Source organism: Brumicola blandensis (assembly GCF_031846165.1).
Classification (GTDB): Bacteria; Pseudomonadota; Gammaproteobacteria; order Enterobacterales; family Alteromonadaceae; genus Glaciecola; species Glaciecola blandensis.
In genome coordinates this window covers 130,511-150,830 of record NZ_JAVRIE010000001.1, presented here as the reverse complement: position 1 = coordinate 150,830, position 20,320 = coordinate 130,511, and the positions used below count along the sequence as shown (strand labels likewise).

The following is a 20,320-nucleotide window of genomic DNA, read 5'->3' as shown; positions in this document are numbered from 1 at the left end:
GTCTAACAAAGTCTAAACCCGTTTCGAGCCTATTTAAAACGAAGTGCAATTGGGCTTAAGTCGTAAGCGTGCTGCGCTAGTATTTCTTGTAGATTTGCGTAGGACAATTTCTGTTTGTTAGTTAGTGCCCAAAGATGTGCAGCCCTTGCACCTGTTCGGCAGAAGCTATGCACTCTGCCGTCTGTCGACTGGATGAGTGCTTGCATTTTTTTTATGTCAGCATCTGTGTACTCACAAGGTTTTACTGGCATGAATGCATATTCAATCGAATGGGCCCTAGAAATCTCTTGGTAGTCTTCATTACTAACTTGCTCACTTGATTCATTGTCGGGTCTTACATTAATAACGAGATTGACCCCCAACTCTTTTAAAGTCGAAAAGTCTTGCTCTGACAGCTCACCTGACACGGAAAAGTTTTCGGATAGTTGTTTGATTGTCATAATTAAACTCTCTTAGAAATTCGAAATAAAAATAAATGTCGATAATGGAATAAGCGCTATCCCAAATAGCTTTTTTAAGTGCTGTTGTGGTAAACGTTCGGCTGCAAACATGCCAACAAATGAACCAGCAACAGCAAAGGTGCTTACCAAAGCAATCAACGGCCAATTGAGTGACGTGTTCGTTTTAGCGAATTCAAAAGCATATTGTGAAAACCCAGCAAAGCTTTGCATTGCAATGATCACTAGGCTTGTGGCCACGGCGGCTTTCATCGGAGTGTTAGCAAACAACAAGAGTGCTGGAACAATTAAAAAACCGCCCCCAACGCCAACAAAGCCCGCCAAAGCACCCACAAACAATCCAGCAAGCAGCAAACTCAAAGTTTGACGGGTGGTTTGCTGTTCTTGATTATTTGATACCGGCTTGAGCATAAACACACTGGCTGCCAACATAATGACCGCAAAGGTCAACAACTGAACTTGCCCGCTCACCCAATGCGAGGCATACGCGCCTAATAGTGCGCTAGCCATACTAGGTAAGCCGAAAGCCAAAACTGACCGGAACGCAACCTTGCGTTTCAAGATATGGTTGATACTGCCCACTAGTGCGACTATTCCCACGATCAAAAGTGATTCAGCAATCGCAATTTTTTGCGGTTCATGTGCCAGATATACAAGCAATGGAACCGTTAGAATGCTGCCACCAGAGCCTAATAGACCTAAACTCAGCCCCATACAAATCGCGCCTACCCAGACACTGATATCAAACACAGCTAGTTCAACTCAGTACTGATTGGTATTTTTAAATAGCTCACGCCATTCGACTCTTCCGTGGGCAAATGGCCTGCACGAATATTTATCTGTATTGCGGGTAACAACAAACGAGGAACGGGAAGGCTGGCGTCTCGCGTATTTCTGAGCTCCACAAAGTCTTGTTCGCTGGTTCCGTTGCGCAAATGGATGTTATGACATTTCTCTTGAAGCACTGAGGTTTCCCATTGATACACATCCCGCTTTTCGTTGAGGTAATCATGACCGACAAATATGCGAGTAGAATCAGGTAAAGATAAAATTCGTTGGATAGACTGATAAAGTGTTCTGGCACTTCCGCTCGGAAAATCTGCGCGAGCAGTACCATAATCAGGCATGAATAGGGTATCTCCAACGAATATAGCGTCCTCTACCTTGTAGCTGACACAGGCAGGTGTATGACCAGGTGTATGGATTACTTCAATCGATAAATGGCCTAGCTTGATCATTTCTCCGTCTTCAAACAAGTGATCAAACTGGCTACCATCGCATGGTAAATCACCGTTCAAATTAAATGTTTTTTTAAAGGTGCTTTGGACTTTTTTAATATGCTCACCGATGCCAATCTGCCCCCCTCTTTTCTCTTTCAAATAATGAGAGGCCGTAATGTGATCTGCGTGAGCATGAGTCTCAAGTATCCACTCCAAACTCAAGTTATGATCATCTAAGAAAGTAATAATTGTGTCCGCGCTTTGAGCACTCAATGTCCCAGCATTAGGATCAAAATCGAGTACAGGATCGATAACAGCGGCTTGCTTACTGGCCAAATCACTTATCACGTAAGTAATTGTATTTGTAGCATTATCAAAAAATGATTGAATATTAAGTTTATTCATAGTGTTTGTTTCCTATAACAAGTTCTGAAGACCTGCCATCCACTTTTTCAAGTGAGATACACTGGTCGTAAGGTAAATCTGAAGGGATTAAATGAGTCGCCAAAATAAGTGTTTTATTCTCAGCTAACTGTGTAAAGATCTTGCACAATTTGGCGATGCTTTGCTGATCAAGCGCTTCAAAAGGTTCGTCTATTAACAAGATGTTCGCATCAGTCAATATTGCTCTAGCGATACCCAAGCGCTTCTTTTCTCCGCCTGATAAAGGTCGTCCAGCATCTCCAAGCCACATGTCTAGGTTATGAAGGTAGTCCAAATTTACTTGTTTCAATGCTTGACGAATTTGTGCATCACTCGCGTTTGGATTGGCAATATGCAGGTTGGCACGCAAAGTGTCACTTAAGACGTAAGGAAATTGCTCAACATATAAGGCACTGGACAGTAGACCTTTTTCTATACTACTTTCTACTTCCTCATTTGGAGAGATAAGCCGACGTAAACCCTTATAGTCTGCCAAACCCGCTATCGATTGAAGAAGCCTCGACTTCCCTACCCCAGAACTACCAACTAAGATACTCAATGTATTGGCTTCAAAGTTTAGTTCCAAGGCTTTCAACGCAGTGAAACTTGGCACAAACTGACTCAATTCAATGCTATGAATGTCGTTAGATAGTACATTGAGAGAGGAAGTATCATGGGCACACTTATCTAAACCCTCTTTTGCATCAAAGTAATCAATCAGTTGACGTTGACTTGCTAGTGACGGTGTTAGCCAATCACTTACTGAAAGTAAGGCTATAGGCACAATTAAAAAGACAGCATTCCCTGCAAACTTGTTCGCATAGAATGACAATATCCAACATAAACTAAGCATGCTTCCGGCAAACAACAAAAGGCTTGCGACTCTGACTAGGCTTTGCAGTCGTGCCGTTTGTAAACGAAGGGTACGTAATGAAGGCGAATAGGCTTGATAGTCACTTAACAAATGCCAGATAGGCGCCGATTCTATATGTTGTACTAGCGCAAACTGAGCATCACTTTTCGCTTTCACTAGGTCTTTAGCTTTGCGCAGCATTGTTAGCAACAAAACCAAATAAAGACACAAGTAAAAAAGGCTAAATACGGTCAGCACTGAGGTCAACTCAGGACTCAACCACCAGCATCCAATAATAAGTAACAATAAAGAAGTAAACATACCCGCATTTTGCCCTACCCAAGCAACCCAAATTGCAGCAACAGTTTCACTCTGATGGTCGAGTGCTTGCAGTGAGTCTTTCCGTGAAACGTTCACGTGGTTATCTAGGGAAGCAAACAAAGTACTTCTTAAGCGAGCGAGAGAGTCGAGTAATTGTGAGTGCCCAACAAGCATTGAGAAATAGCCAGAGGCTATCCTAAGAATTGCCAGAGCCCGAATAACAACTGCTGGGAGCATGTAGTTAAACCCGATCCCTGCGACGCTGCAAGCCGCTATAAACCAAGAAGCAACCATCAGTATTAGAAAAGCAGCAGCGGCATGCAAAACTGCTAGGACAAGCGTGGTGAAGAGCTTCATGATAGCACCTGTATTTCACTATCTATGATTGTCCAACTCTGTGTAAACCACTTTTCGGGTAAAGAATGATGGGAAGCCCAAATGACCGTTTTATCAGCAAGCTTTTCTCGGATAAGGTTGGCGATATCTCTCCGTTGCTCGTCACTCAAATGAGCCGTTGGTTCATCTAGCAGCACAATCTCTTTTTGCAATAGTAAAATGCGAGCCAGTGCCAACCTTTGTGCTTCACCACCTGACATTGCGGGGAGATCACCCAGTTGAGTATGCAAACCGTCAGGTAAAGATAACAGCCAGTCAGCAAGTCCAACCTCTGCAAGCATTCGTTCTAATGTAGAGCTTGAGTAAGCAGCGCTCCCTAAATGAAGATTGAACGCTAAGCTAGCATCCAGAATACAGGCGTGTTGTGATAATAACGCTATCTCAGCTTTCATGGTATGAGTGGCTTGCCGACAACCTAAGAACGCTTCCAATAAGGCTGTTTTTCCGCTACCTGATACTCCGCTTAATAGTATCCAATCATTTGGCTGCAATACTAATTTGCTAGCGTGCAATGCGGGTGTATGGATTTGATAATTGAGCCATGCAACACCTTTAAAACTGCCTTCAACGAGGTCAGATTTAGTCTTCACACCTACATTTTCTTTAGCGCTTTCAGCGAGCACCTGTGAAAATCGTTCAGCACCCGCATCCGCTTTTGCCTTTTGATGATAAAACTTTCCCAATGCGCGCAATTCAGAAAATAATAGCGGTGCAACTAGCAACATAAATAAGCCCGTATGCAAGTTGATTTTCGGGCCTATACTTAATTCGCCGAGCATCGTGAAACCAATGAATACTGCGATAAGTGCAATAGATACCGTGGCGAAGAAATCGAGCACACTCGAGGACAGAAACGCGATAGATACAACATTCATCGTTCGTCGATTAACGATATTACTAGCCGTGCTCAAGCGTTCCGCCTGTTGTTGATGTTGCCCGTTTGCTGTAATCATAGGAAGTGCCTTTAAGCGATCAGAGAACAAGTCGCCCAAACGTTCCAACGCTACAAAGTGCTTTCGATGTAAATTGGCGGCACCAAAGCCAACCAGAATCATGAATAAGGGTACGATGGGCAAGGTTAGTAGCAAGCACAAAGCAACCAGGTAATTAATTGGGAAAATAACTAAGAGCACGACAATTGGCGTACAAACAGATAAGTACTTTTGCACACTGTACTGCACAAAGTAATCCCCTAAGTCCGATAAATTAACAAGTAATAACTGTTGCCAAAAAGTCGCAGAAAAACGACGGGTGATTGCGATCTGCTGTGAATTAAGTATGTGATGAATCGAGTGTTCTAGTTCTCTCTCAATAGATTGCTTTACGTTTGTACCGAGGAAATCAGCTAAGTAAACGCATAAACCCCAAACGCATAATGATGCAACCAAAGGTAAAAGATCATTAAAAAGAGCCGCTTGTTGCTCAACCACAATCAAATGCATGATGAAAGCCAAGAACCAAAATGCACTGATTTGAGCAACAAGCTGCACTAAACGGACAGACAACAGCACCATTTGACGCGCTCGAACTTGACTAGTCGTTTCCCGCAACCATCGTTGAGCGCTATCTTGATTTACTGTTGTCTGCTTCATAACTTACTTGTCCGAAGACTCAAGCTCTGAGTTTTTCTGAGCTTCTGTGTTCGAAGTAGAGTCAGGTTGAATATCAGATTCCATTTTCCTGTCCATATCTTCGTTAGCTTCTAACCACATCGCATTAATAATGCCGAATGAACAGGCGAGCAGTACGCCTAAAATCCAAGTGAAATACCACATATTGAAACTCCTCGTTAGTAAATGGCGTGAGATTTATTAAGGTCAGCTTGTTTAATTCGTCCACGCATTACCCAGAAACCATAGGCGGTATAGGCCAACACAATTGGAACAAAAATACAGGCGACAATGAACATAGTCTGCAACGTGAGTAACGATGAAGTGGCATCCCACATAGTGAGACTGGCGTCGGGCATAATGCTACTTGGCATTAAAAACGGGAACATTGAAAAACCTGCCGTAAGAATGATGCCAGTAATAGTCAATGCACTTGATACAAACGCAAGTCCGCATCTCCCTCGGTATGATGCAAATGCACAAGCAATCGCGCTACCAATACCTAGCAATGGTGCAACAATCATCCATGGATACGTTGCGTAGTTATTCATCCAAGCTCCTGGTACCACCTCTACAGTTTTAGTAAGGGGATTACTTGTCGCTTGGGTATCCACTACTGACGTAATCACATAACCATCAACACCGAACGCCAGATATAAACCTGCCAAAGCAAATAGTACAGCTGTGGCAACTGACAACACTACCGATACCGCTCTAGCGCGACGACGAAGTTCCCCGTCAGTTTTAAGTTGCAACCAACTAGAACCATGATTGAGCAACATAGCGACAGAGACTAAACCTGATAATAAAGCGAATGGCATTAACAGACCGAAGAAGCCACCGTCATAGCTTGATTTTAAGGTGTCATCAAGACTGAATGGCACACCCAAGAACAAGTTCCCAAAAGCAACACCAAAAATGAGCGATGGAATAATACCGCCGGCAAAAAGTGCCCAATCCCATCCAGCACGCCATTTTTTATTCGCGATTTTCCCTCTATAATCGAAGCCCAATGGACGCATCCACAAGGCAATCAAGGTTAAAGCCAATGCTAAATAGAAGCCTGAGAAAGCTGTGGCATAAATCATTGGCCATGCCGCAAATATGGCGCCACCTGCAGTAATAAACCAAACTTGATTGCCATCCCAATGCGGCCCAATTGTATTGATCATGACACGTCGATCCGCATCAGTCTTACCGACGAGTGTAAGCAATGCTCCTACGCCTAAATCGAAGCCATCGCTTACTGCGAAACCAATTAAAAGGACACCGACAAGTACCCACCAGATAACACGAAGAAATTCATAATCGATCATGAGTGTGCCCCTTGAGTTTGAGTTTCAGTTAGGAGGTTGGATGCTTCTTCAAGCGCTTGCTCTTCCTGCTCAGCAAAGGTCGCAGACGGCCCTTTTCTGGCATATTTTTGCATCAGATAAAAAGCGGCGACGAACATGACTGCGTAAAAACTGGAATAAGCAACCATCGTAATCACAACATCCGATACACTGAGATTAGAAACAGAGGTATGTACCGGTAAAATTTCCGCAATCGACCATGGCTGACGGCCATACTCGGCTACAAACCAACCGGCTTCAGAAGCGATCCATGGTAATGGTAAGCTCAATAATGCTGCTTTTAACAACCAACGAGGTTTCGTAATTTGATGTTTTGTGGAGTAATAGAAAGCCAATGCAAACAACACCAACATGGCAAAACCCGAAGCTACCATTATTCTAAAGCTCCAAAATAATGGTGCGACCGCAGGAATACTGTACTCAACAGCCTTAGCTAATGCCTCTTCGCTTGGCTCAGAAATATTATCTGTGAAAGGCTCTAGCAGCATGGCATAACCCATGTCATCTTTGTGCTGCTCAAACACAGCTCGCTCGGCTTCCGTTGCTTCGCCTGTTCTCACTTTATCAAGTAATTCGTAAGCCTTGATACCAGATAAAATGCGTTCTCTATGAGCTATCTTATGGTCTTTCAGACCGGTGACTTCTTCATCCAGTGAACGCGTGGCGATAATCCCCATTGCATAAGGTACTTGAACGGCATAATCCACTTCTTGAGTTTCATCATTGGGTAAGCCGATCAAGGTGAAAGGTGCTGGCGCGGGATGAGTTTCATACTCTGCCTCTACCGCGGCTAATTTTACTTGTTGAACATCACCTAATTCATAGCCACTTTCGTCACCTAAAACGATCACTGATAAAACTGACAGCAGACCAAAGCTAGCAGCTATGGCGAAAGAGCGACGAGCAAAGGCAATATCACGGCCTTTTAATAAGTAATAGGAAGATATTGCGAGAACAAAAATAGCGGCAGTTACATAACCTGCAGAAACGGTATGAACAAACTTCACCTGTGCAACCGGGTTGAACATCACTTCAGTAAAACTTGTCATTTCCATTCTCATTGATTCAAAGTTAAACTCTGAACCAACTGGATATTGCATCCAACCATTCGCAATCAAAATCCACAATGCAGAGAAGTTTGAGCCTAAAGCGACTAACCAGGTAGCCATTAAGTGTTTCTCTTTAGACATTCTGTCCCACCCAAAGAAAAATAAGCCAACGAAAGTAGACTCTAAGAAGAACGCCATTAAGCCTTCAATAGCCAGTGGAGCGCCAAATATGTCACCAACATAGTGAGAGTAGTATGACCAATTCATGCCAAACTGGAACTCCATGGTCAAACCGGTAGCAACACCAATAGCGAAGTTAATACCAAAGAGTTTGCCCCAAAATTTGGTCATTTGTTTGTAGACTTCTTTGCCCGTCATCACGTATACCGATTCCATGATAGCTAACATAAAAGTCATGCCGAGCGTCAAAGGAACAAATATAAAATGAAACATGGCAGTCATGGCGAATTGCCAACGAGATAATTCAACGAGAGTCTCGTTCATGCTGTTTCTCCTAAAATACACAGAAAAGTAAATTAATTTATATTGCTGTTAGTGTGTTTGCAGAAGACATGCCAAACTCACAGATCACCATAAACCGTTGTTTTTAATGAAAAATAAATTAAGGCGTCGCAATTAATTGAACTCCACCAAAAGTCCAATGCCACATATGACAAAATCCAGCGCCATTAATGACACTGGATTTTATAAGATAATTCGATGAAAGGATTTAATCTAGATTCTTCAAAACAGGGCTTGTTACAACGAACGCTCCTCGAATATCTTTGAGCGTGAATCCTGTTGCTTTGTCTGAGGGATAGTTAGTTTGAATATGCTGCAAAAGTGAAGGGTCGACACTTTTGCCGTGACACGCCAAACAGAGCTCGCCAGTCGGAATTGCTTGCATGTATTTGTAGGATTCATTTTCCAGGGTACTTGTGTGCAAATTAGACGCTAGCTCCCCTGCTTTATAGCGCTGTTCAAACTTTTCGAGCATCGTTTGCTCCCAATCATTCGCCGCGTTTTCCGCATTTCTTACCTTCATGCTTGTTCGAGATATCGTCCAACCATCATTTGACAGCTCTTGCGCAATCGCAGGCGCCTGGTCTTTGCAAACAGACACGGCGTGCTTGAAGCCATCCTCTTGAATTGCGCCAACTAATGCTGACTTCAACTTGGTTGAAAAAAGTTTGATGCGCTGCTTCGCTTGCGCTTCGAGTTGTTTATATTGCATATCCTCTGCATGAAATTCCAAGGCTTCCACTGGTGAACCTTGCTTGGAGAGAGTTTCCGGAAACGTTTGTTGTGGAGAGTTCGCCGATATCGCTTGGGATACCGAAAAAAGTAACGCCACGCAAAAAATGTGTTTGGTCTTATTCATTTTCGCCTCTTATTTATCATCCGTAAAAACGGCAGATGTGTGACAGCCACACAATCCCCACCATTACAATGTAGTATGAATGTAGTAACAAAACGCATGCCAATCCAATTAAAAAGCTAACACACTGTTTTAGTTGTATATTTCGTATATTACTTTTATTTTTAGCGAATTCACCTTGATATTGGTGTCAATATTGACACAGAATAAGACATTGTTGGCACACTTCTGGAATCACCCAAATGAATGTTTCGATCGTTCAAGCTATGATCAACTCTATTGATAAACCCGCTATCTTTATCAATACCGACTACACTATTTTAGCGGTTAATGAAGCATACAGAGATACCTACGAGACCGAAGTTAGAGTTGGCAGTAGCCGTTGTTTTGAAGTTTCTCACGGTCATAGTTCACCCTGCGACAAGCATGGCGAAGAATGCCCAATTCGGCAGTGTGTGAAAACAGAACGTGCCAGCAGCGTGATCCATATTCACAATACGGAGCAAGGGAAAACCTATTGCGATATCATTATGCGGCCGGTCAAAGACGCTGACGGGATCACCACTGGTTTTTTAGAAATTTTAGATAAAATTGAATTTGCGACCGCGGAGTCGCACGCCAACAAAATGATTGGTGCATCTGCGCCATTTAAAACGATGCTCACCAAAATTAATCGTGCTGCCAGTTCAGAAATTGCCGTGCTGCTGCATGGTGAAACAGGGACAGGTAAAGAACTAGTAGCAAAAGCCTTACATGAGTCGAGTCGTCGGGCCGAAAAGCCATTCGTAGTAATCGAATGTACTGGTTTAAACGAAAACTTATTCGAATCAGAATTGTTCGGTCATGAAAAAGGGGCATTCACTGGTGCCAGTTATGCCAAAAAAGGCCTGATTGAAATTGCCAATGGTGGTACGGTATTTTTCGATGAAATAGCCGATGTTCCGCTCAGTATGCAAGTTAAATTACTACGTTTATTAGAAACTCAATGTTACAGAACGGTCGGCGGAATAAAGCAACGAAAAGCGGATTTCCGCCTAATATGTGCCAGCCATAAAAATTTGCTCGAGCTAGTCGAAAAAGGTGAATTTAGAAAGGATCTTTATTATCGCATCGCTGGCTTTCCCATCACTTTACCATCGCTATATGAACGGGCTGAAGACATCCCTTCCCTCGCCTTACACTTTCTTAGTCATTCGGAGTTACGCCACAAACGTTTCGATAAAAAAGCGTTGGATCGGCTCTCTGAATATAGCTTCCCAGGTAATATTCGAGAGCTAAAAAGCATCGTTGAACAGGCTGCGCTATTAGCCAATGAAGATGTGATCACCATTGACGACCTGCCAGAGCAAGTGCATTTTTCAAATCATCAAGACAGTCATTTAAAACAATTGGTCTCCTTAGAAGAAGCTGAAGAAGTGTACCTTCGTCGGATTTGCGAAACAGAAAAGCTACCAATAGACGAGCTCGCAGCCTGCTTAGGTGTGAGCACTCGAACCCTGTATCGCAAGTTTCAGAAATACGAACTGAAATACGAATAACAAGGTATAGAAATTAACTCTGACCCCTTTTTGACTCAGCGAAGAAAGCTTCTAATTGGTGGGACCCATATTTGGGGGCTACCATCTCTACTGCTGCGAACGTCAAAAAGAATTCGTAGGGTCCGAAGCTTGACTCAGACAAACACTTCTTTCCCATAAAAATAGCGCACCTGCGTAACCAATCAGGATAGTACCTTACTTTGGTTGGTTGCCCGATAACACTGAAAGCCTGTTCTGCAATCTGGCGATAGGTAAATATTTTCGGCCCACCGATGAGTACCTCGTTTTGCATAAAGGAAGGAAGTCCAATACGAAACAAATGAATCATGGCTTCCGCCAAGTCTTGTCCATGAATGGGGTTAATTCTCTGCTTTCCTTGATCGAATAGATGCACGCTACCTTTCTGTGCCATTTGCAAAAACGCTAGCATGTCAGAAAAAAAGCCTGTTGGGCGCACAACACAATAATCAATTCCTGAAACTTGTAGCTGCTTCACAAATCGCTCTTTAGCTTCACACAGACCCACTTCTTGGTGTTCTGCACCTTTAAAAACCGAAGTGTACATAAACTTTGAAATGCCAGCTGATTGAGCTTCACACAAAATATTCATGTTAGCTTGATAATCAATATCATCATAACTTAAACCGTCTTTTTGACGAGTAATGCCGACGGTAGAAATGACATAGTCACAATCATCCAACTGACCAATAAGCGTGCTTGGGCTCGTTACATCGACGAGCCTTATTTCGCTATTATTCTCGAGCTGGGTACTGATAGTACTGTTTACTCTCACAAACGAGATTGGCTCGAAGCCAAATTTGCGAGCAACATCTACGAGGTAAGTCCCTAGATAGCCGCTCGCTCCAAAGATCGCGATACGTTTCATTACATTTCCTAGTGTTAATTAACTAACACAATAATAGATGCCATTAGGTAAATGAAAGGTGAATAAACAAGCTAGTTAACTTCATTATCAGAGTAACCTGAAATGTGCTTACTACTGAGGTTTTGGCAACTTGTATCCTCAAAGCAAAATACAAAGTTGCTAGGTATCGCGTTCATTTCTAGCCAATCCTGTTCACTAAGCTCATTGCTTTGAATACCGTTGATAGACATGATTCGCTGCCCCGCTTTAAGGCCGGCTAGTTCACCAGGTAAACCAGGATAAACATAGCGTACCAAAAAGTTACCGTCGATGAGTTTGCGTAAATCAATCCCTGCTAAATTAAACTTTGTGATAAATTCCATATGGGGATACTGACGTATGACAAACTGTTTATTGGGGTAGTCAAAAATGGTGACAAATTGGTTCATTAACGCGCTACCAATAATCCACCAATCGTCTTCATCGTTACTGTCAATAATGTTTGCTTTTACGTTGTGTAATACAAGCGAACCTAACTCGAGCTTAGGCAATGTCACTCTTATGTGCTCAGCTTTTCCACTGAGACCAAAGTCTGCGGCTTGAATCGACGCTTTTGGTAGCTCTATATCGTTGTTTTTGGGGAATGCCGAGTTTAATTTCATATAGTGCCGACTACCAGTGTCAATGAGTACTTCTCTGTTGATTGTATCTTTGTCGTTAAACGTCACGCTTACCGGTATACTGAGTTTTGATAGGCTGACATCAAAAGGTAAAACGACGTCATTTTCATTGGCTGAAAATGCTAATTCGGAAGCACTAATCAAGCCCTCCCGTTTATCGAAGGTCCATACAAAATGTTGCAGCAAATCGTGCCCTAATACGCCATCAAAAATCGCCTCATCCGGTGTCATATAATACTGGCTTGTCGAAATTGGAATATAGGCTACCTTCACGTCTTTAAACTCAATATCACCAAAGCTAAGCGACCTTAACTCGGTTTGATAAGCGGGTGTATTTTTCCCCTCTCCCCATCCCGCCACTTCAAGAGAAAAACCGCGTTCAAATGTCAGCTTCGCACTGTCTTTCGTATCAAAAAGCATCGTAAAGGAAGCGCCTGTATCGATTAAGAACAATAGCTCCTGCTGGCCGTTGGCCTTGACTTTTATATAGGGTTTTTCTCCGATGTAAAATGCCTGCAACGCAGTATATGGCATACCAGTAGTATCCTGATTCCAGATGGGCTCAATACCATTATTAGCATTCATCATGCGCAGGCTATTCGCAATTGAGCATGCACTTAAGCTCATAGTTGTGAACAGTAAAAAACACATCGTTCTGATTAATCTTGTCATATTAAGTACCTACAAAGTTTTGGTGATTAAAGTCAGGTGGGTTTATTCGATCGCGTTTAAAAGCATTAAGATACGAGCTGCACGTTTAAATTCTGAATTAATGAGAGCTACCACTGCATGCGTCGCAAGCGATAAACGACTGACTTCTTGTTCTGCATTTTGATTAATTGATACAACAAATGAGTGTGCTTCGTCATAACCGGAAGCCGAATAGATTCCAAGGGCTTGGATACTGTTTTCTTCAGCTGTAAACATCCGTTGCACGGGTGAATAGCCAAGCGCTCTAATTGTCGATTCGGCGAGTTCCCACACTGACCAAGGGTTCTGCCCGGTGATCAAATTGCCGTCGACTACTACTTTATTTAAATAATTTTCACCTGCGATAAAATCGGCGCCTCGCTCTTCGAGTTTACTTTGGAGCAAAAATGGGAATATTTCTTTTGCTTTTGGTATCAAAAATAGTTCTTCGTCATTTGTAAATGAAGAGAGCGCTTTATTCGCCACGAAGAAATCGCCGTTCTCTGATTGAACATTGACAAAAGCAGCTGGCCCATGACACACGGCTGCGATCACTTTTTGTTGTTTCCAAAAATAGTTTACGAGTGCCTGAACATGTCTATTATTCGGAAAATCAAACATAGTCCCCTTGCCGCCAACGAAGTAAATCGCATCATATTTTTGCGGGTCAACTTCATCGATTGGCATTGAGTTTTCAACTTTCGATATGGCCTCTTTATCATTGAGAAAGGCGTAGTCAAACGTTCCCATATCATCTGCATCTAAAACCATTGGGGGCTTTCCCCCTCTAATACTGGCTACATCTACAGCAAAGCCATTTACCCTAAAAACGTAATAAGCACGCGACAACTCCGTTAACTCATAACCGGTTTTTCTAGTTGTTTCACCAATAAATTCGGTGCTAGTTACAACAGCCAAGATTCTACCTCGACTTTCATGTATGGCATTCGTAATGTAAGGGATCTGTTCTGGCCTATGCTGAGAATAATCGTAGGTCAACTCATCTCCAAGCAGACTAATAAACCACGTGACCGAACCACCAATGATTAGCACAATGGCTAATAGTAAAAACCCGACTTTTTTCAACATAAAATACCTCCTTAAAAAGAACAGACTACTCTTTCGCTGGTGAATTTAGCGTGAAGATTCAAGTTCGATTTACGATGGTCTAAAAAAACATCGTAGTAGGACTTACCATCTCATTTTTCTGAGCAACATAGACTGCGCTATTTCTTCTGCACTCTCACTTTCAACCAGCTGATGAGGCTGCACACCTTTCCCTTCCCAGTTTTGCTGTGTGATCGGGTTAATCGCTTTTGCAGTTGGAATCGCAACACGAATACCGGGCTTTGTTTCCTCCAAAAGTGGCAAGTTAAAATACTGCCAAGGGTTTGCCCCGCCTTTGCTTGGTTCTCCAATAATGACAGCGCGATTTAAGTGCTTGAAAGTGTATGCAAACTCTTCAGCTGCTGAAAACGTCTTGTTGGAAATTAAAATGACAATAGGTATACGCTCAAAAGCAGGATAATCAATAAGTTCAAATGTATAAAAGTCCTGCGTTTGCTCGCTTGAACGAGAATAAAAACTGTTTAAATGCACTTTCCCTGCTAGAAAAAAACTAGAGATGTACTGGACCATTTGAGCACTTCCCCCACCATTGTTGCGCAAATCAATAATAAGTCCTTTCACCCCCTGCAGAGACTCAAGTTTTTCTTTGACGCTCTGCCTTGCAGCTTGGGTAGCGTCGGCGAAGCCCCAGAAGTCGATTAGACCTATATTGTTGTCCCGCTTTTCAATTCGAGTAAAACCATAATTGTCTTGTGCCAGACGCTCAAACCAAGATAGTTTTTCAACTTTATTTGGCGTGGTTTCGGGTAGGTGGGAAACAGAAAAGTGCTCGTCGAACTCCTTTAAAAGGCTCCTGAGCTCAAGAAGAAATTGCGCTTCATCTTCATTTGCAGCCTTATCCTCTGACAAAATAAAATCTGATAACGCTGCTTTAATACCAGGAATGAGAGTAGTTTCGACATAGTGACTTTCTATGCTCTCTTGCAAAGCATATACAATGGCACGTTTTCTCTCGATTGTTGCTGTATCCTTAGCAATTGACACACTTGAGAATAAGAGACTGAGTGTAAGAGAAAAGACCATCGCTCTGCACAATGCAAAGAAATAGTTGTGCCTACCGTGAATAATTTCAAACATAATGCCTAGCTCCATCAATAACAAGGGAAATAACTCAGTAATTAGATAAAGTCGAGCTTGAGCTAGTAAGGGTAAATAAGAGGTGAAATTTATGGTGTATTCACTTTTCATAAACTAAATTTCACCCTAAAATCACTGTAAACAAGATAGTGTTTGCTTTCAGCTTGATTAACTTACAAGGCAAGTAAATGAAAACCCAAATGAGTGTCTTACTGATAGAAGACAACCAAGCCATCGCCACTCAAATAGCTAACTTCCTTGAAAATCTTGGATGGTTAGTCGATTACTCGGCGACAGGTACACAGGGCGTCGAACTTGCCCTAAACCATCATTTTGATGTAATTATTTTGGACCTGAATTTACCAGATATAGACGGCTTGAAAGTGTGTACTGAAGTGAAAAAGCAAGCACAAGTTAATGTTCCCATCTTAATGTTAACTGCGCGAGACGCATTCGAAGACAAAGTAAAAGGATTCGGACAAGGCGCTGATGACTATCTAACGAAGCCATTTGATCTACGCGAGTTAGTCCTTAGATGCGAAGCGATGGCAAGACGCCCGAAGTTACATGAAAACACAACAATTACTGAAGGTAAGCTAAAAATTGATAAGAGAGCCTATGAGGCGTCATGGGATGGTGAGGTATTCAAAACAACAAAGGTGGGCTTTACTCTTTTACAAAAACTGCTGGAAGAGTACCCCTACCCAGTAAGCCGTTCTGAACTATTGCAACATGTTTGGGGCGATGAGCCGCCCGAAAGCAATGCACTCAAATCACATATATATGCTTTACGCAAAGCGATTGATAAAGTGGCTGGACAACAAATTCTTCATACTATCAGCAATATTGGTTACCAGTTGAAGGCCCTTAATGATTAAACTTAATAGCCTAAACAGCCGACTATTGCTGGCATTTGCAGGGCTATCAATCATCATCTGTTTGTTTTTCATTCGCCTATCGGCGTTGCTTATTGAGACTGCTGAAAATAATGTTTACCAATCACTATTAGCGAATGAAGTGAGCAAACTCAAGAATCAATTGCCCCTTCATAGCCACAAGAACTCTCCACTCGACTACATTGCTATCTATACAAGTGAATCAACAATTCCGCCTTCAATAGCAGCGAATGTTCAACGCTCGTCGTCTGGCGAATTTCACCTTAACAAAGAAAACAATGAGGCTAGCACGCGTTACTTCATTTATGATTCCATCATCGATACTCAGGGTCGGCCAATTTATATCATATTCGATATCTCAAAGTTGAACGCTAACAAACATTTGAGTGGATTTAAGTCATTATTTTTATACAGCATTTCGGCCAGTGTAGTGGTACTTTGCTTACTTAGTTCGTGGTATTTGGCCAAGTGGTTATCGTCACCAATTAGGCTGCTGACTAAAGATATTGCCAATAGACATTCACAACCTACCCAAACACTCTATGGCATTGATCGCGAAGATGAGATTGGTCAACTTGCGAGTGCACTAGATGCATCTTATGCCCAAATTCAAGCTTTACTTGAACGTGAGCAAAATTTTACTCGTGATGTAAGTCATGAGTTGCGAACACCGATTACGCTTATCAAAAACACGCTTGCGATGCATCCAAGTAAAGAACTAGGAAATGAAGCAACAAAGGTTGTTTCTCAGGCATCAAATGAACTAGAACAAACTGTTGAAGTATTATTGGCTTTAGCGCGACAAGAAAACTTATGTTTTGAAGAGTTAGTCTTATTGCCAATTATCGAGAAAACAGTGCTGAATATTTATAATAGCTATCCTGATTCAAGTTTTGATGTGAGTATTAAAGTAGACACTAAACTCAGAGCCACAGGTAATCCTTATCTGATCAGCTTGTTATGCCAAAACTTAGTGAATAATGGCTTTTACCATAGCAACAGTGCAGGTATGAAAATTAGTTCTGATGGCGCACTATTAATATTTGAAAACAACATAAAGGGAGAGGTTCAACGCCCCTATTATCAGGGACTTGGTCACGGACAATATCTTGTTAATCGGATAGCTGAAGAAATGAATTGGCAGATTGATATCAGCCAGAAAACAGGCGTCTATCGGGTGATCGTAGATACCCAACTGAGCTAGAAAATTCACTTCAACTTCACCGCAGCCACCTTAAAGTTTAATTGGACAATTATCCATTTCATACTTTAAGGAAACGACTATGTTTAGTAAAAATCCATTTAAACCTTTATTGCTGGTTTCAGCAATCACACTGGGCTTAAGTGCCTGCAATGGCAGTGATAACAACGAGTTCTTCACTCCATCACAAGACATTGATTATCAGCAAATTATCAATGAAGCTGTAGAGGGTGACTTGCCGGGTGTTATTTTAGCTATTGAATCACCAGAAATGAATTTTGTTGGTAGCGCTGGTGTATCAAATTTAACAACATTAGCTCCAATGCAGATTGATGACGTCATGCCCACCGGCAGTTCAGGAAAAAAAGCAACAGCTCTTCTTGTCGCGATGTTGCACAGAGATGGCTTGCTTGATATTGATGATACTATTGATACTTGGCTGCCAGACTCAATTCTGTCAAAAATAGAGAACAGCGAAAGCATCACACTTCGTCAGTTATTAAACCACACTGCGGGTGTTTACGACTACCTCGACCCAGCTAGTTCAGCACAATGGTACGATGCCTTAATCAACGACCCTACATCACTGAAAACAGATAGCTTTGCACTTGAATTTGCTCTGGATAAACCGGCTTACTTCGAGCCTGGAGAAGGCTTTCATTATTCAAATACACACTACTTATTGGCGGGTTTAATTATGGATTCAGTGCTTGGCGAACATCACTCTGTTGCCATGCGAAACAGGATCTTTATTCCTTTAGGTTTAAATCATACCTACTATAATGGTTTAGAAAAGGATCTTGGCTCAACTATTTCGGGTTACGTGATCTTTGACGAAGATTTAGAAGATTCTAAAGTAATCTATGAGAACATTGGTGTAGCCGATGCCCCTCTCGTATCATCAGTACAAGACATGAACCTATTGCTAAACGCAATACTGACTGACGACTCAATTATTGGAGAAGACATTCGAGATTTGTTAATTGGCGAAAATTCCATGGTGACAATTAACTCAAACGATTCTTACGGCCTAGGTCTATTCAAAGAGGCTGGTAATGGCAGAGCAGCATATCATCATGGTGGCGATGAACCCGGTTATAAAACAGAGAATTACCACCTTGTGAATGAAGAGACAACTATTTCAATGTTTGTTAACTGTAATGGTTATGATGCCTGTATTAGTCAAAGTCAACAACTGATGCAATCTATTGTGGTTTCATTGCTCAAGTAGCATTGTTCTAAAATTTAAAGGCTTAAATCAGCGGGCAATAAAAAAGGTAAAAACATCGTTTTTACCTTTTTTTGTGCTTTATTGTATTTCAATAGTTTAAAAGGTGTAGCGCCCAGTGATCGCAAACACTTCTGAATCAGAAAACTTAGTATAAGAAGCCCCTGCAACAAAGTCGCCAAAAGTGTACTGTGAACCAAGTGTGTAATACTTCTGATCAGATCCTTTTTTCCATTTTTGAATGCCAAGACCAGCATACACTTCTACGTCTTCAACAAGCATATGCCTGATACTTGTATTAAGACTGTAGTAATTGGTCTCATCTCCTGCTCTCAGTTCACCTTTGCGATAATCAAATTCAATTTTCCCGTAGCCCAAAGAGTAATCGAGTGCCGTGTTGCTTGATAAACGCTGAATATATCCGGCCTTAACTTGCCATTGGTCAACATCAAACTTGATATCATTGGCAGTATCATCAGCACTGAAGTAAGTGACTTCAGTAAATACATTAGGGTAAAATTCGTAGCTTCCCTTTACTTCAAAACCTTTTGCTTTGAAGCCTACAATATCTGCAAATTCAGTTTGAATTGCTGCTACCTGCACAAAGTCGTATGAGAGTTGCTCAGCTGAAGCTGAGCCAAAGGTGCTTAAAAGCGCGATAGATAAAAGTGTTTTTTTCATAATTTCCTCAAAATAGATTATTAATAGACCTAGTCCATTTTCCATTTTGAGAGTGAATAGCGGGTGAATTTATGGCGTTATATATTTGTATCGTTCAAGAAACAGGAGTCTCGCAACCCATAAAAACCAAACAACCTGCAGCAAGCCAAATACAGCTCCCACTTCTTTTAAACTAGGCACTAGCGTCAATAAGCCAAACCCACAAATCACGTAGCCAAAATATACGATACTGTTTCCAAAGCGACCTTCTTTTTGTAGGCATGCGTTCATCATAAGCACCCAGATAGCCCCCACCCATTCCGCTCCTTCACCTAAGCCCATTTGAACTGCATAGATGTCACGCCATAGCTCGGTGATACCAGCTGAGAACTCGTAGTCTTGAGAAAATAAAAATTCGATGGAAAAAATAGCAATAAAGCCACTGGCAAAGATATAACAAGCCCATAGGTAACTCGCTAAGGTCGTCATTTGCTCAAGAGGTTTGTGCTCGCGGCCATCCGGCTCTAGCAGAGCGACGCTCAACACCAACAAACTGGCACCAAACACCACGTAGACAAGAAAGTACCAAAACTGCATAAAGCCAGTAAATTTAGTGAGAGTTTCAAGCCTCGCGTCTGGCCCACTGTTAAAGTCTGGGACAACCACAAGGATAAGGGTTAAACCAAGTATGAAACTACTCGCACAAATCAAAGCCGCGACAACACCGTGTAGTTGTCGCTTTCTATTACGAAGGTGGACACTGCTTAATTCAGACAAAAATGGGCTTCTTACGATTGATTCAGAGCGCCATTATAAGTCGCTATTTCAATTTATTCAGCTAGGAAATGTAAGAAATTGTCACCAACCAGCAGAAAAGGGGTCAGAGTTAGTTTTGGCTAACACACTCAATTTGGCGAAGCTGATAACCGGAAACAAACCAATTTAGACCGACGAAATTTTGTGGGTTAACTTCAGCTAAAAGACAAAGATGTTCATTCGGCATTACTTTAATCGTTAAATCATTGCTTAAATCAGCATGTGCTCTAATTTGAAACGTTTGTAAGCCAGCAGGCACTTGAACATCTAGTTTATCCGCTGGGGACAACGCAACATGATAGTTATCAGCCCATCCTACATAAACATCAACAGCACTTCCTTGCACTTGATCACTTCGATAAATAGTCACTGTTGCATAAGGCTGTTCCTCATCAATGACATTTGGGCTAACAGACACGCAGGCCGAAAGAGTGCATGCTAACGCGAGAGCTAAAAAGATTTTCATGAGTGCTATCTC

At 42.0% G+C, this 20,320-nt stretch carries 19 protein-coding genes and 1 pseudogene; 4 read left to right on the top strand and 16 right to left on the bottom strand.

What is annotated here, in order from left to right:
- Window positions 1–29: 29 nt before the first annotated feature.
- The 9 genes and pseudogenes from RM544_RS00700 to RM544_RS00660 all read right to left on the bottom strand — a co-directional run bounded on the left by RM544_RS00700 (window position 30) and on the right by RM544_RS00660 (window position 9,066).
- Window positions 30–440: a protein tyrosine phosphatase family protein gene (locus RM544_RS00700; protein WP_311359863.1), complete on the bottom strand. Its 411-nt coding sequence runs from the start codon at window positions 438–440 to the stop codon at window positions 30–32.
- Window positions 441–452: 12 nt separating this feature from the next.
- Window positions 453–1,208, bottom strand: coding sequence for a sulfite exporter TauE/SafE family protein (locus tag RM544_RS00695; RefSeq protein ID WP_311359862.1), 756 nt, complete (start codon window positions 1,206–1,208; stop codon window positions 453–455).
- A 2-nt stretch (window positions 1,209–1,210) separates the two neighbouring features.
- Complete coding sequence (locus RM544_RS00690; protein ID WP_311359861.1) at window positions 1,211–2,083, bottom strand: MBL fold metallo-hydrolase; 873 nt, start codon at window positions 2,081–2,083, stop codon at window positions 1,211–1,213.
- Window positions 2,076–3,632 (bottom strand): ATP-binding cassette domain-containing protein, encoded by a 1,557-nt coding sequence (locus RM544_RS00685; protein ID WP_311359860.1) that lies wholly within the window; start codon window positions 3,630–3,632, stop codon window positions 2,076–2,078. The genes RM544_RS00690 and RM544_RS00685 overlap by 8 nt, the downstream gene beginning before the upstream one ends.
- Complete coding sequence (locus tag RM544_RS00680) at window positions 3,629–5,263, bottom strand: ABC transporter transmembrane domain-containing protein (protein ID WP_311359859.1); 1,635 nt, start codon at window positions 5,261–5,263, stop codon at window positions 3,629–3,631. The genes RM544_RS00685 and RM544_RS00680 overlap by 4 nt, the downstream gene beginning before the upstream one ends.
- Window positions 5,264–5,341: 78 nt before the next feature.
- Window positions 5,342–5,446 (bottom strand): annotated as a pseudogene (gene cydX, locus RM544_RS00675) (cytochrome bd-I oxidase subunit CydX); the annotation flags it as partial.
- Between the two features lie 14 nt (window positions 5,447–5,460).
- Window positions 5,461–6,597 carry a cytochrome d ubiquinol oxidase subunit II gene (gene cydB, locus RM544_RS00670; protein WP_311359858.1) on the bottom strand — a complete coding sequence of 379 codons (1,137 nt, stop codon included), beginning with the start codon at window positions 6,595–6,597 and terminating at the stop codon, window positions 5,461–5,463.
- Window positions 6,594–8,189, bottom strand: a complete 1,596-nt coding sequence (locus RM544_RS00665) for a cytochrome ubiquinol oxidase subunit I (RefSeq protein WP_311359857.1) — start codon at window positions 8,187–8,189, stop codon at window positions 6,594–6,596. Before RM544_RS00665 ends, cydB begins: the two co-directional genes overlap by 4 nt.
- 226 nt (window positions 8,190–8,415) lie before the next feature.
- Complete coding sequence (locus RM544_RS00660) at window positions 8,416–9,066, bottom strand: Tll0287-like domain-containing protein (protein ID WP_311359856.1); 651 nt, start codon at window positions 9,064–9,066, stop codon at window positions 8,416–8,418.
- A gap of 239 nt (window positions 9,067–9,305) precedes the next feature.
- On the opposite strand from RM544_RS00660, the gene RM544_RS00655 reads away from it, so the two are divergent.
- A complete protein-coding gene (locus tag RM544_RS00655) occupies window positions 9,306–10,601 on the top strand; it encodes a sigma-54 interaction domain-containing protein (RefSeq protein ID WP_311359855.1) in 1,296 nt (431 codons plus the stop codon).
- A 13-nt stretch (window positions 10,602–10,614) separates the two neighbouring features.
- On the opposite strand, the gene RM544_RS00650 is transcribed toward RM544_RS00655, so the two are convergent.
- The 4 genes from RM544_RS00650 to RM544_RS00635 form a co-directional block, all read right to left on the bottom strand.
- Entirely contained in the window at window positions 10,615–11,487 is an 873-nt protein-coding gene (locus tag RM544_RS00650) for an SDR family oxidoreductase (protein ID WP_311359854.1), read from the bottom strand.
- A gap of 71 nt (window positions 11,488–11,558) precedes the next feature.
- Complete coding sequence (locus RM544_RS00645) at window positions 11,559–12,818, bottom strand: aspartyl protease family protein (RefSeq protein WP_311359853.1); 1,260 nt, start codon at window positions 12,816–12,818, stop codon at window positions 11,559–11,561.
- A gap of 42 nt (window positions 12,819–12,860) precedes the next feature.
- Complete coding sequence (locus RM544_RS00640; RefSeq protein ID WP_311359852.1) at window positions 12,861–13,925, bottom strand: type 1 glutamine amidotransferase domain-containing protein; 1,065 nt, start codon at window positions 13,923–13,925, stop codon at window positions 12,861–12,863.
- Window positions 13,926–14,027: 102 nt separating this feature from the next.
- The gene (locus RM544_RS00635; protein ID WP_311359851.1) at window positions 14,028–15,152 is read right to left on the bottom strand and encodes a S41 family peptidase; all 1,125 of its coding nucleotides are present in this window, start codon (window positions 15,150–15,152) and stop codon (window positions 14,028–14,030) included.
- A 77-nt stretch (window positions 15,153–15,229) separates the two neighbouring features.
- On the opposite strand from RM544_RS00635, the gene RM544_RS00630 reads away from it, so the two are divergent.
- The 3 genes from RM544_RS00630 (at window position 15,230) to RM544_RS00620 (ending at window position 18,369) form a co-directional block, all read left to right on the top strand.
- Complete coding sequence (locus RM544_RS00630) at window positions 15,230–15,919, top strand: response regulator transcription factor (RefSeq protein ID WP_311359850.1); 690 nt, start codon at window positions 15,230–15,232, stop codon at window positions 15,917–15,919.
- Window positions 15,912–17,141 (top strand): HAMP domain-containing sensor histidine kinase, encoded by a 1,230-nt coding sequence (locus RM544_RS00625; RefSeq protein ID WP_311359849.1) that lies wholly within the window; start codon window positions 15,912–15,914, stop codon window positions 17,139–17,141. Before RM544_RS00630 ends, RM544_RS00625 begins: the two co-directional genes overlap by 8 nt.
- 79 nt (window positions 17,142–17,220) lie before the next feature.
- Entirely contained in the window at window positions 17,221–18,369 is a 1,149-nt protein-coding gene (locus RM544_RS00620) for a serine hydrolase domain-containing protein (RefSeq protein ID WP_311359848.1), read from the top strand.
- 96 nt (window positions 18,370–18,465) lie between these two features.
- Here the strand turns inward: RM544_RS00620 and RM544_RS00615 are convergent, their stop codons facing one another.
- The 3 genes from RM544_RS00615 to RM544_RS00605 form a co-directional block, all read right to left on the bottom strand.
- Window positions 18,466–19,047, bottom strand: coding sequence for a hypothetical protein (locus RM544_RS00615; protein WP_311359847.1), 582 nt, complete (start codon window positions 19,045–19,047; stop codon window positions 18,466–18,468).
- A 69-nt stretch (window positions 19,048–19,116) separates the two neighbouring features.
- The gene (locus RM544_RS00610; RefSeq protein WP_311359846.1) at window positions 19,117–19,803 is read right to left on the bottom strand and encodes a hypothetical protein; all 687 of its coding nucleotides are present in this window, start codon (window positions 19,801–19,803) and stop codon (window positions 19,117–19,119) included.
- A 109-nt stretch (window positions 19,804–19,912) separates the two neighbouring features.
- Window positions 19,913–20,308, bottom strand: a complete 396-nt coding sequence (locus RM544_RS00605) for a hypothetical protein (RefSeq protein ID WP_311359845.1) — start codon at window positions 20,306–20,308, stop codon at window positions 19,913–19,915.
- Window positions 20,309–20,320: the final 12 nt, after the last annotated feature.